The organism is Marinobacter salarius (assembly GCF_032922745.1).
Classification (GTDB): Bacteria; Pseudomonadota; Gammaproteobacteria; order Pseudomonadales; family Oleiphilaceae; genus Marinobacter.
In genome coordinates, this window is the sequence record NZ_CP136693.1 from 4135128 (window position 1) to 4147556 (window position 12429).

General features: G+C 57.7%; 13 protein-coding genes. 6 read left to right on the forward strand and 7 right to left on the reverse strand.

Annotation, left to right across the window (positions count from 1 at the left end; genetic code table 11):
* Window positions 1-304: 304 nt before the first annotated feature.
* Window positions 305-1414 (forward strand): PQQ-dependent sugar dehydrogenase, encoded by a 1110-nt coding sequence (locus R1T46_RS19260; RefSeq protein WP_317308339.1) that lies wholly within the window; start codon window positions 305-307, stop codon window positions 1412-1414.
* A 24-nt stretch (window positions 1415-1438) separates the two neighbouring features.
* Here the strand turns inward: R1T46_RS19260 and R1T46_RS19265 are convergent, their stop codons facing one another.
* Window positions 1439-1852 carry a GFA family protein gene (locus R1T46_RS19265; RefSeq protein ID WP_317306645.1) on the reverse strand — a complete coding sequence of 138 codons (414 nt, stop codon included), beginning with the start codon at window positions 1850-1852 and terminating at the stop codon, window positions 1439-1441.
* Window positions 1853-1975: 123 nt separating this feature from the next.
* Between R1T46_RS19265 and dkgB the strand changes: the two genes are divergently transcribed.
* The gene (gene dkgB / locus R1T46_RS19270; RefSeq protein WP_317306646.1) at window positions 1976-2785 is read left to right on the forward strand and encodes a 2,5-didehydrogluconate reductase DkgB; all 810 of its coding nucleotides are present in this window, start codon (window positions 1976-1978) and stop codon (window positions 2783-2785) included.
* Here dkgB and R1T46_RS19275 read toward each other — a convergent pair.
* Both R1T46_RS19275 and R1T46_RS19280 read right to left on the reverse strand, forming a co-directional pair.
* Window positions 2754-3440: a DUF6064 family protein gene (locus R1T46_RS19275; protein ID WP_317306648.1), complete on the reverse strand. Its 687-nt coding sequence runs from the start codon at window positions 3438-3440 to the stop codon at window positions 2754-2756. The two genes, dkgB and R1T46_RS19275, sit on opposite strands and share 32 nt — an antisense overlap.
* Window positions 3440-4363 carry an aldo/keto reductase gene (locus R1T46_RS19280; RefSeq protein ID WP_317306649.1) on the reverse strand — a complete coding sequence of 308 codons (924 nt, stop codon included), beginning with the start codon at window positions 4361-4363 and terminating at the stop codon, window positions 3440-3442. Before R1T46_RS19280 ends, R1T46_RS19275 begins: the two co-directional genes overlap by 1 nt.
* A gap of 213 nt (window positions 4364-4576) precedes the next feature.
* Between R1T46_RS19280 and dacB the strand changes: the two genes are divergently transcribed.
* The 4 genes from dacB to R1T46_RS19300 all read left to right on the forward strand — a co-directional run bounded on the left by dacB (window position 4577) and on the right by R1T46_RS19300 (window position 8718).
* A complete protein-coding gene (gene dacB / locus R1T46_RS19285; RefSeq protein WP_317306650.1) occupies window positions 4577-6154 on the forward strand; it encodes a D-alanyl-D-alanine carboxypeptidase/D-alanyl-D-alanine-endopeptidase in 1578 nt (525 codons plus the stop codon).
* A 320-nt stretch (window positions 6155-6474) separates the two neighbouring features.
* Entirely contained in the window at window positions 6475-6849 is a 375-nt protein-coding gene (locus R1T46_RS19290; RefSeq protein ID WP_317306652.1) for a DUF4398 domain-containing protein, read from the forward strand.
* Between the two features lie 27 nt (window positions 6850-6876).
* Window positions 6877-7692, forward strand: a complete 816-nt coding sequence (locus R1T46_RS19295) for an OmpA family protein (protein WP_317306654.1) — start codon at window positions 6877-6879, stop codon at window positions 7690-7692.
* Between the two features lie 156 nt (window positions 7693-7848).
* Window positions 7849-8718, forward strand: a complete 870-nt coding sequence (locus R1T46_RS19300) for a DUF6279 family lipoprotein (RefSeq protein WP_317306655.1) — start codon at window positions 7849-7851, stop codon at window positions 8716-8718.
* Window positions 8719-8734: 16 nt separating this feature from the next.
* Here R1T46_RS19300 and R1T46_RS19305 read toward each other — a convergent pair whose 3' ends face one another.
* The 4 genes from R1T46_RS19305 to R1T46_RS19320 all read right to left on the reverse strand — a co-directional run bounded on the left by R1T46_RS19305 (window position 8735) and on the right by R1T46_RS19320 (window position 12265).
* Window positions 8735-9505: an SDR family oxidoreductase gene (locus tag R1T46_RS19305; RefSeq protein ID WP_317306656.1), complete on the reverse strand. Its 771-nt coding sequence runs from the start codon at window positions 9503-9505 to the stop codon at window positions 8735-8737.
* Window positions 9506-9521: 16 nt separating this feature from the next.
* Window positions 9522-10211: a histidine phosphatase family protein gene (locus R1T46_RS19310; protein ID WP_317306657.1), complete on the reverse strand. Its 690-nt coding sequence runs from the start codon at window positions 10209-10211 to the stop codon at window positions 9522-9524.
* A complete protein-coding gene (locus R1T46_RS19315; protein ID WP_317306658.1) occupies window positions 10211-11275 on the reverse strand; it encodes a phosphotransferase family protein in 1065 nt (354 codons plus the stop codon). Before R1T46_RS19315 ends, R1T46_RS19310 begins: the two co-directional genes overlap by 1 nt.
* Before the next feature lie 174 nt (window positions 11276-11449).
* Window positions 11450-12265, reverse strand: coding sequence for an SDR family oxidoreductase (locus R1T46_RS19320; RefSeq protein WP_300493156.1), 816 nt, complete (start codon window positions 12263-12265; stop codon window positions 11450-11452).
* Window positions 12266-12429 lie beyond the last annotated feature (164 nt).

Below are 12429 nucleotides of genomic sequence, written 5' to 3' on the forward strand. Positions count from 1 at the left end.
GAACAAACACACTGGCGCCGGCGGCCAGTTTCAGCCCTTCAATCGCTTCCTCTTCCGGGGTCATTGTACGTCTCCTTGTGTCCATGGGTATGGATGCTTCCCGTTGATATTGACGTAACTGTACATGACATCCGTACAAATGTTAATAGTTCTCATTAACGTTTTGGTGACCTCATGTCGTAATGCCTAGTCGTAATGTTATCGCCTGATACTGCCGGCCATTCCGTTCGTATCAAATGCTAGACTTTATCGATGCAGGAATAACCTGGCGGAGGGAGATCATTCTATGAACCGACTCGGCAACATGGCGACTCTACTGGCGTTGGCAGGACTGGCAGCGGCCGGGCCAGCCTTCGGGCAAACGTTCAGCTCGGACAAAGCCGACTTTCGTCTGGATACGGTCGCGGAAGGCCTGGAACATCCCTGGAGCCTTGCGTTTCTCCCCGATGGTTCACAGTTGGTGACCGAGCGCGAAGGCCGGCTACGCCGAATCGAGAATGGTGAATTGCAGGACAAGCCAATTGCCGGTGTTCCCGAGCTGGTGGTTTCCGGCCAGGGTGGCCTGCTGGATGTGCTCCTGCATCCGGACTTCGAAAACAATCGCACTCTGTTCCTGAGTTACGCCCATAAGATCAGCCGCGACGGGCTGACGACCAGAGTGGCTCGTGCAACGTTGGACGGCGACCGGCTGTCAGAGGTTGAAGTGATTTTCGAGGCCCTCCCCCGGGGCAACACCAGCCGGCATTTCGCGGGCCGCATGGAATTTGATCGCGATGGCAATCTGTACGTCGCGGTGGGCGACCGGGGTGAAATGGATCGTGCCCAGGCCACCGATGACGATGCCGGCGGCGTTCACCGCCTGACCGTTGACGGCGCCCCCGCGCCGGGCAACCCGTTTGTCGACGACCCGGCAGTGAATGACACCTTCTTCACCTACGGCAACCGCAACATTCAGGGCATGACCATTCACCCGCAAACAGGCGACATATGGAGCCATGAGCACGGCCCCAGGGGTGGAGACGAGATCAACATCATCCGTGCGGGCAACAACTACGGCTGGCCAGATGTCACCTATGGCATCGACTACTCCGGGGTGCCCATTACCAGCAAAACCACCATGAAAGGCGTGACAGACCCGCTGCACTATTGGGATCCGTCCATTGCTCCCTCGGGGATGGCATTCTATACCGGGAACGAATTCCCAGAGTGGCAGGGAGATCTGTTTGTAGGTGCCCTGAAAATGCAGAAGCTGGTGCGCCTGGGCATTGAGAACGGCACGGTCAGGGAAGAAGAGGATCTTCTGGAAGACCTGGGTGAACGCATCCGCGATGTGCGAATGGGCCCCGACGGTGCATTGTGGCTGTTGACGGACGCGGACAACGGCAAGGTCTATCGGATAATTCCGGCAGAATAGTTCGGCGAAGAAACCAGCAATGCGTCAGTGAGGATCGTTGGTTCTCTCGGTTTTCTCAAACTGCGGGGTATCGTCGGTGATGGTGAACCAGTCCGACTTGGAGCCCACATAAACGTGTGACGCCGGCCCCTTTTCCAGGGGCTCATTGATCACACCCACCCGCAGGCGCAGAATACCGGGGATAGCATCCACACGGCTGTAAAGCTGGCTACCGCATCTGGGGCAGAACCCACGATACTTTCCCGGCCGGGACTCGTATTCACGGATCAGGTCCTCACCCGCCGTAAAACGGGTGCGGATTTTCTGGATCGGCGCACTGGCGGAAAATGCGCTGCCGTGGGCCCGGCGGCACTGGCTGCAGTGGCACAGGGCAATCGGCCCCAGAGGGCCGTCGTATTCAAGTTTTATATCGCCGCACAGGCATTGCCCTGTCAGCATAACGTGACCTCAACCATGGTTTCGCTTGCGGGTTCCGAAGGCCGGTATGATAACCACCCGCCACTTGAAGAACCAGCAGGCGGGCACCACATATAAGTCACAGCGTTCACGAAGGAGGACACTATGGCATTCAGCACACTTCCGAACATCGGTATGGGCACATTCCGCCTGAAGGGAAACGACGCACGAGACGCCGTGAAGAGTGCCCTTTCCCTTGGCTACCGGCATATCGATACCGCCCAGATGTACGGGAATGAGTCTGAAGTGGGCGATGGCATTACCTCAAGCGGCATTCCACGACGGGAGGTTTTCCTGACGACAAAGGTGTGGCACGACCAGCTCCAGCACAGCGACGTGATCAACAGCCTGCACGACAGCCTGTCGCGCCTGAAGACCGACCACGTCGACCTCACGCTGATTCATTGGCCATCGCCAGACGACGCCATCCCCATGGAGGAATACCTGGGTGCGCTGCGCGACGCGCAACGCGAAGGGCTAACTACTCACATCGGGCTGTCCAACTTCACCTGCGCGCAAATGGACAAGGCCAAGGAAGTACTGGGTGACACACCGATTTTCACCAATCAGGTGGAAGTGCATCCGTTCCTGGCCAACCGCAAGGTGGTGGAGCATGCCCAGACGCTGGGCATTACCGTCACCGGTTACATGCCACTGGCCGTGGGCAAGGTAATGGACGATGAAACCCTGGCCCGCATTGGCCGCGAACACAATGCGTCCGCTGCGCAGATTGCCATTGCCTGGGTAGCCTCTAGAGGGATTGTGCCGATTCCGTCGTCAACCCGGCCCAAGCACCAGAAGTCCAACCTCGACGCGCTGAACATCACGCTCAGAGAGGATGAAATTGCGGAAATTAACAGTCTGGACCGTGGTGAGCGAATCGCTAATCCGGATTTCGCGCCTGCCTGGGACTGACGAAGCAGGCCATCGCCGCCAATACCAGCGTGGTACCCGGAATGACCGCCAGCACCCAGGTGCCTAATGTCCAAAGGGTCGCCACGCTGAACAGTGACCATATCAGTGGCAGTAATAGAAACAGCCACCGCACCCGGCGAGGAAACAGCAGCATGCAGGGCACTGCCCCCAGCGCGGTGACGTCCGGCGTAATGGCGAACAGCGCCGCGGCCCGACCATTGCCGGTTTGAGCGACGGCGATGAGAGGCGACAACCCCATCAATGCGATCCAGCCAATGCCCATCAGCCAGCGAGACCATATCGGACGGTTCGTTGCCGCGTTCCAGGGCCAGAACAGCCCCGCCACCGTCAGTAATGCACCCTGCAGGACAAAGGCCCAGCCGAACCAGATCGCCGGCAGATTAATCGGCCCGTAGTAATGCATCAGGAAGCCAGCCCCGCTCAATAGCCACGCCGCGGCCACCAGCAGCAGTGCACCACGCCTGGCCATCGCGTCCCCACGTACCAGTAAGGCGCCAATCGCGATCACCATCACCACCGCAACAGCCTGCCATGGCCAGATGTCCTGATTGATACGAACATAGAGCCGAAGGAACACCTCCGGCCCGAACATCAGGAAATCCGACAGGGAATAGCTGAGCCAGTTGGTCTCCATCACAGCCCTGCGACATAGGCCGCCATTCGGCGACGTTGTTTCTCATCCGGCAAAGCACCGTATAGGGCGCCCATGTTCTCCTTCATATGCTCAACGCTGGTGGTGGCCGGAATGGCACAGGTAACCGCCGGGTGGGAAAGGATGTACTTCAGGAAAAACTCCGCCCAGTTGCGGCAGCCCACCTCATCGGCCCAGGGAGGCAGCGTTTCGGACTGGAAGCGTCGGAACAGTCGCCCGCCCTGGAAAGGCCGGTTCACAATCACGGCGATCCCGCGTTCCCTCGCCAAAGGCAGCAGTCGGTCTTCCGCCTCTCTGTCCAGCACGTTGTAGGTCAGTTGCACAAAGTCCAGCCGTTCCGTCTCTATGATGCGTGCGAAATCCCCGTGCCTGCGGCCATGGGAGGTGGTGATGCCGATATAGCGAACGTCGCCATCGGCTTTCATTTGCTGGAGGGTTGCCAGGTGTTGCTGCCAGGCCACCAGGTTGTGTACCTGCTGCAGGTCAAATCGCTCTATGCCCCACTTCCTGCGGGACTCCCGGTCCTGTTGCCGGGTTGCATCACCGTCTCCGGTCCAGATCTTGGTGGCGGAAAACAGTTTGTCACGGGCATTGAGGGTGTCCAGCGCCTCACCCATCACCTCTGCCGCCGAGCCGTACATGGGTGAGCAGTCCACCAGGGTGCCACCGAGGTCGAAAAAGGTTTTCAGTACCTCGGTACGCTGATCAATCAGGTACTGGTCACCGCCAACATTGAAGGTACGCCAGGTACCCATGCCAACGGCTGGCAATCGTTCGCCGGAGGAAGGAATGGGATTCATGGTCACATTCCCCTTCGGAGCAGCCATCAGCGCAGGCATTCGACATGAAAGACCTGCCGCGGCCATGGCAGCCAGAAATCGCCGTCGAGTCAGTTCGTGCGCCATACTCACTCCATTTTCTGTTTCCATCATACTAATCAAGAGGTTGTACAAATGCTAACCAGTTGATTAGCATGGGCGTTTACATCCGTTAACAAAAACGCAATATAAACAACGCCCCTACTGGCATTTTTTAACGTCATGTAGAGCCTTTCCACATAGTACACGCGTAGAATATGGGCTATTGTTAATGCACCTGGAATCAATGAGCGCCACACCATGTTGCTGAAGGCACGACGCCACCTGAACACGCCCCGTTATGGAACTATCCGCCAGCATGGTCGAGTGGCCCGTGGCATGGTGGTCTCCTCCATGGCTGCAGTCCTGGCAGTCGGGTCTGCCTGTGCATTTGCCTCGGAGTCAGCCGAGGCTGGTGGCACCAATAAGACCTGGAGCAACCAGGTGCGGGATTACGCCACCGAATCCCTGAACGACGAACAGGCGCTGAGCCTGGCGGCCATACCCATGAATGGGCCAGGCATTGAGCAATACATCAACGCGGATGCCTTGATGAGCCCTGGCTCTATCATGAAGCTGGTCACTACCTATGCGGCACTGGAAATCCTGGGGCCGACCTATCACTGGGACACCAGCTTCTACACCGATGGGGAGCTTGTTGGCGATACCCTCAACGGCAATTTCTACGTTGACATGGGCGGCGATCCCAAGCTGACCATTGAGCGCCTTTGGAGCACCCTGAACGAATTACGCGGCATGGGCATCAGTGCCATCAACGGCAACCTGGTGCTGGATGGCGACGTTTTCCGGCTGGCCAACGGTCAGCCGGCGTTTAAAGATAACGGCGACAACCCCCATGCGCCTTTTCTGGTGCAACCGTCGCCGTACCTGAGCAATCTCAACCTGGTGCATTTCCAAGTGCGTGCTGACGAGCGCGGTACCCAGGCCTGGAGTGCACCCTCGTTGAACGACGTGGTGATCGACAACCGCGTCACCGCTACTGCTGAGGCGCCCTGCCCCGCCCGCAGCCACTTTACCTGGGAGCCGCTTTTTCACGAGGATCACCGGGTTACCGTGCAGGTATCCGGCGAGTTGCCTCAGGGTTGCCGCACCACGGCCTACCTGTCGCTTCTGCCCCCCGAACAGTACACGGCATCCATGATACGTTCGCTGCTGTCAGACATGGGCATCGATATCAATGGCAAGAGCCTGCTTGCCAAAACACCTGACGACGCCCGACTGTTGCTTAGGACCACGTCTCCGGATCTGGTTACGATGGTTCGGGACATCAACAAGTGGAGCAGCAATGTTATGGCCCGACAGTTGCTACTGACCATTGGTGCAGAGAATCGCCAGGAAGAGGAGGAAGACGACCGTGTGACTGGTATTCGTGTGGTTCACGAATGGCTTCAGGAAAAAGGCGTTAATACCGCCGGCCTGGTGATTGAAAACGGCGCCGGCCTGACACGTGACGGCCGTATTACCGCACGCCAGGGTGCGCAGATTTTGCAGCACGCCTGGAACAGTCCTTTCGCATCGGACCTGATGGCCTCCATGCCGCTGATCGCGATGGATGGCACCATGGCCAGACGGCTGCGGAATTCCGGCCTGGACGGCAAAGGGCGCATCAAGACCGGTTACCTTGAAAACGTGCGCTCCATCGCAGGCTTCACCCGCGACGACACCGACACCACCTGGGCCATTGTCGGCATGGTCAACAACGACCCTGCCTGGAATGGTCAGGCCGTGCTGGACCGAATTATCTACTCCCTTCACTACCGTCCACCAACGGGAACCACGCTTTCCAGAGCTCAGTCCGGTGGAACCAAAATACGCTAAACCACATCAATAAGCGGTAGCTGCCGGGTTTCGGTGGTTACCGTTCTGTCATTTTTCGACCCAAAGCCCACCTCCCGCACCCGCAACCTTTTGTGGCGCATCCGGCAACAGATCCGTTGTAGCGGCGCCTCCCCCTACGAAGTTTATTTCCATACCTTCATACCGTAATCAGATCCCGCTGCTAACCTTATGCGTATCAGTAGCAGTAGCAGTAGGTGCTTTACTGCGACGAAGTCTTCAGAGGAATCGCCGCAGACGAGTACCAACAAGAGTCTGGACGGGGCAGATCGCCCCCGTTCCTCACTGGAAGGAGATTGTGCATGAGCAAGCATACTTCGATGTTAGGTGCTGCAGGTGTAATCAGCATCGCTGTCATTGCCGGAGGCTGCGCCAGTTCGGTTGAACGGCCGGATGGCGAACTCCGGTCCGCCGAGTCAGCCATTCAGCAGGCGGTATCGTCCGATGCCAGGGATTTTGAACCGGTACTCTTGAACCAGGCTCAGAACCGGGTTGCAGATGCCGAGGAAAAGATCAATCGCGAACAATACCTTGAAGCAAGCCGCCTACTTGAAAAGGCAGCTGTGGATGCGCAACTGGCCGGCGCTCGATCGGAAACCGCAAAAGCAAGACAAGCGGTTGATGAGGTCAATCGCAATATTGAGTCTCTTCGCAAGCGAATCGACGAACGCCAGTAAAGGCCTCATCGGAAACGGGAGATGGTTATGAACAAGCGCAACATGACTTTGGGTATGGCTGTGAGCTTTTCTGTCCTCGTGGCAGGGTGCGCCAGCACGCCCCAGGATAACGCAAAGGTCGATGAAGCACGGGCTGCCTATGAGGAGATCAGCAACGACCCGAACGTAGCCCGCAGTGGTGATCGCCAGTTGAGGAGCGCAAGGGAGCAATTGTCCCGCGCTGAAACTCTGCTCGCGGACGGTGCGGACATTGCCGAGATTGAGCACGCGGCTTATCTTGCCAACCGCCATGCGCAAGTAGCCGCTGAGCAGGGAGAGCGCGCTGAGCTGCAGGAGCAGATTGATTCCGCGGAAGCGCGTCGCAAGGAACTGGAATTGCAAATGCGCGCTGACGAAGCCGCACAGGCCAGGCGGGAAGCCAAAGAGCTTCGCCTGCAAATGGAAGCCATGCAGGCAGAGCAAACCGACCGGGGAATGGTGTTGACCCTCGGAGATGTGCTGTTCGATCTCGACAAGGCCGAACTGAAGTCTTCCGGTGAAGCCACTGTCAGACGACTGGCCGAGTTCATGGCCGAGTATGAAAACCGGCGTGTGCGGGTGGAAGGCTATACCGATAGCACCGGTGAGGCCTCCTACAATCAGGGGCTGTCCGAGCGTCGTGCGGAAGCCGTTCGCGATACCCTTGTCGATATGGGCATCAGCAGAAGCCGCGTTGAGACAAAAGGGTTCGGTGAGCAGTTCCCCGTTGCCAGCAATGACACCTCTGGCGGAAGGCAGCAAAATCGCCGGGTAGAGATTGTCATCTCCGACGAAGAGGGCAATATCAAAGCGCGGGAGAATTGATCACCCCGCTGCCACTTACCCATAAAAAAGCCCCGGTTCAACCGGGGCAAGTTTTTTCAAAAGATGCAAAGAATCAACGCTTCAACCTGACTCTGAGGTGTTATACGTCACTCATCGTTTTTGGATCAGGTTACCCGCTTTTCCCGAGGACCGATCATGATTCGGATTATTTCCATTGCGCTGCTCGGCCTCGTACTCCTCGCCGGCTGCAGCTCCACCAAGATGGCATATCGCTATGCGGACTGGGGCATCGTCTGGTGGGTGGACGACTACATACCCATGACCGCCGAACAGGAATCCCGGCTTGAGCAGGACATCCGTGGCCTCCGCCAATGGCATTGCGCCACTGAGTTGCCACGCTATTCCGAGTGGCTTGCCCAGCTTAAAAGCGATGTTCGCTCTGGCGACCTGAGTCAATCCACCGTCACCCACCACCAGGAACAGCTGCTCTCCTTTTTTTCCCCACTCATGGAACGCGCAAGACCGGCTGCCACACGCCTCCTATCAAGCCTCAGCGATGAACAGGTTCAACAATTGGCCAGCAATATGGAGGAGAGCCAAAAAGAGCTGGAAGACGAGCTCCTGGCAGACAACCCTGAACAGACCAGGGAAGCCAGGGCCGAGCGCACAGTGGAACGGGTTGAACGCTGGCTGGGGTCCCTCAACGATCGCCAACGTGACACGGTCAACGCCTGGTCGGAAGGCCGTGGCCAGCAGACGAAAATCTGGCTGGAGGGGCGTAGGAATTGGCAACAGGCGTTAATCGATACCCTGGAAACACGAGACAGCGACGACTTTTCGGATCGAGTCCACTACCTGATGAGCAACTACGAGGAAGTGCGAGGGGAACGATACCAGCGGATGATGTCGGACAGCCGGGCTGCCATGGCGGGCCTGATGACTGATCTACTGCAGCAGGCTGACCAGCGCCACCTTGACCACTTGCTGGAAAAGGCGGCAACCATGCAGGGCGATTTCGATACTCTCGCTTGCACCAACGAGGGTACGGGAAGCCTTAACGGCTAATGTCAGGATGCGCGGCTCAGATCGTCAGGTAGCCGCCGTCCACATTAATGCAGGTGCCTGTGGTATAGCTGGAAGCATCCGACGCCAGGTAAAGGACCGTGCCGGCCATTTCGTCCGGGTCTGCCACCCGCTTCATGGGGATGTGGGCCATCGCCTGCTTCTTGATGGCTTCGTTGCTGGTCAGCGCACTGGCGAACTTGGTGTCGGTCAGCCCCGGCAACAGGGCGTTTACCCGAATCTGCTGCTGCCCCAGTTCCATGGCGAAGGACTTTGTCATGGATATCACCGCTGCTTTGGTGACGGAATAGATACCCTGAAAATGGCCAGGGTTTACGCCATTGACAGAAGCCACGTTAATAATGGACCCACCGCCATTTTTCTTCATGATCTGTGCGCCGCGGGCACACATGAAGAAATAGCCGCGAATGTTCACGTCCACCGTCTTGTGGTAAGCCCCCAGATCCGTGTCTTCGATGGGGCCGAAATAGGGGTTGGCTGCGGCGTTGTTCACCAGAACATCCAGCTTGCCGTGTTTCGATTCGATGTGTTGCCAGATGTCTTCAATCTGATCCATTTCGCCAATGTGGCAGGCATAGGCTTCGGCGCTGCCCCCGGCTTCGCGGATGCTACTGGCAACCGCCTCGCAACCGTCAATCTTGCGGCTGCTGACAATCACATGGGCGCCGTAGTTCGCCAGGGTGCGGGCAATGCTCTCGCCGATACCACGGCTGGCGCCGGTAATCAGGGCCACTTTCCCACTCAGATCAAACAGGTCTTGCTTACTCATTCTTCACCTCAGTTCGTTATCGGAAGGTCACCAGGGAGGGATCTTCGGCTTCCAGGTGACTGTAATTGTTGAACACCGCCAGGCTGCGCCGGGCCCCGGAATGCAGAACCCGGGTAACACTGGTATTGGCAATCACGGAATTCATATCCAGGGCCTTGCGATCACTCAGTTCCAGAAGATGCTGGGCGATCACGGCAATCGGGCCGCCGGATGTGGATACCAGGGTCTCGCCACCGTCGGCATACTCAATCAGTTGCTCCAGCGACGTAATCACCCGCTGACGGAACTCAGCCCAGCTTTCGCTGTATTCATGATCATGCCCGCCACTAACCCAGCGTTGCATGGCTTCCTCGAACACCTGTTGAAATGCCCTTGCCGGCTTGGGGAACGACGCCAAATCTCGCGCCATGCGTTCGCGGTCTTGCCACTCGGGGCGCAAACGCTCCACCACCTGGGTATGATCAAACTCGTTGAAGCCATCCACCGCCTGCATGTCTGGCAGTGCATCACCGTAACCACTGGCGATCGCCTCTACCGTTTCCCGATGGCGCTCCATGTTGCCGCCGAAAACAGCGTTGGGCGTCACCTTGCCTGCAAGCCACCGGCCGAGGACACGCCCCTGCTCCCAGCCACGAGGAGAAAGCTGGTCATAGTTTTCCTTGCCGAAACTGGCCTGCCCGTGGCGAATCAGATAGATCGTTGCCATTACAGGTCACTCGCCTCGATCAGTCGCTGACAGCGTTTTTCCAGGTAGTTCGCGGCATGCCCAAAGGCGGCGAATCGCTTGTCTTTGGTCTGGCCGTGGTAAAAACGGTAATAGATCTGCTGGACAATCACCGCCAGCCGGAACAGACCATAGATCTCGTAGAAATCGAAGTTGTCGATCTTGCGGCCGGATTTCTCCGCGTAGTAAGCGACCACTTCCTTGCGGGTCAGCATGCCCGGCTGGTGGGTCGGCTGTCGACGCAACATCTGGAACGGGCCTTCGTCATCGGCCTCAATCCAATAGGCCAGGCTGTTGCCCAGATCCATCAGCGGGTCGCCGATGGTCGCCATTTCCCAATCAAGAACACCAATCACCTCGAACGGGTTGTCCTGATTGAGCACCACATTGTCGAAGCGGTAGTCGTTGTGAATGACCACCTGGGCAACGTCGTCCGGCATCTTGTCGTTCAGCCAGCCCATCACCGTTTCAAAGTCACCCACGTCATCCGTCTTCGCCTTGCGGAAGCGGTCACTCCAGCCACCGATCTGGCGCTGCACATAACCGGCACCCTTGCCCAGCTTGTCCAGGCCGGTAGCCTTGGCATCGACATTGTGCAGGTCCACCAGCTTGTCGATGACGTTCAGGCACAGCTTGCGGGTATCCACCTCGCTGAGTTCAAAGTCTTTGGGGAAATCCTGGCGCAGGATGATACCTTTCAGGCGCTCCATGACGTAAAAATCGCAGCCCAGAATGTCGTGGTCGTCGCAGATGGCGACGATGTTCGGAACATACGGGAATTCGGGCTTGAGAGCCCGCATCACCTTGGCTTCCCTCAGCATGTCGTGGGCAGACTTGGCAATATGGCCAAACGGCGGGCGTCTCAACACGTAGGAACGATCGCCATAGTCCACCTGGTACGTCAGATTGGATGCACCACCGGGGTACTGTCTGATCTGCGGCTGGCCTTCCAGGTCCGGGATGGCCTGCTTCATGAAGCGGTCAACGGCCGCAACATCCAGCTCTTCACCTTCGCGGATATCAACAGCCTGGTCGATCTGGGTCATTCGGCTCTCCTCTGTTTAAACGATGGCGGTCAATATCGCCAGTCAGCAAGGCGGCAGGTCTCTTCAGAACACGCTGTAAATACGTCCCTGTACGCTCGTCCTCCGCCATCCATGGCTCCGGACGGTTCTGAAGAGACCTGCCGCCTTACTTCCTTATCTCGCAGTAGACTGATACTAGGCCTTGCCACCCATTTTCTTCATCCAACGTTTGCTTTCCTGATGCATCAACCAGTCGAACGCCTTGGGCGCGTGGCGCTTTAGAACCCACATACGGCGCTCTTTGGCGTGGGGCAGCACCCAGAAATCCTTCTTCTCCACCGAGCGGACAATATCCTCGGCCACGTTTTCGGCGGTGATGGTGGAGCGCTTCATCAGTTTATTGACGTTCTGCTGAATGCCAGGAATATCAGACCGCATGCTGCTCGTCAGATTGGTCTGAAAAAACGCCGGGCATACGCAACTGACATGAATACCGGAGTCTCTCAGCTCCTGGCTCAGGGTTTCGGAAAGCGCGATGACACCGGCCTTGGAGACATTGTAGCTGTTCATCAACGGCGCGAGCATCAGCCCGGCCATGGAGGCGATGTTCACGAACGCACCGGAGCCCTGTTTCTTGAACTGCGGGGTAAAGGCCTTGCAGCCACGAACGACCCCCAGCACGTTGATGTCCATGATCCATTCCCAGTCGGCCATGGTGGTGTCTTCGATGGAGCCCGCGGAGGCGACACCGGCGTTATTCACCACAATATCCACCCCGCCCCACTTTCCAGTGAGTTCTTCGCAGATCTTCTCCAGGTCGGTCAGCCGGCGTACATCGCACTCAACAAAGTAACCTTCGCCACCGGCGTTATTGATTTCCTGCTCAACGGCAATGCCCTGCTCGGGATTAATATCGCCGATACAGACTTTCGCGCCCTTTTTCGCATACCTTAACGCAATCGCCCGGCCCAGGCCGCTGGCCCCGCCGGTAATAAATACTCGCTGTGTCATCGTTGTCTTCCGCTGGTTTCTCGTGTTTTAAATATGGGTGCAAGAGCCGTCCATGGGGAGGCCCTTCTGAAACACGCTGTGAATACGTCCCTGTACGCTCCGCTCCGCCATCCATGGCTCCGCAGGGTTTCAGAAGGGCCTCCCCATCGCCGGCTCCCGGGCAT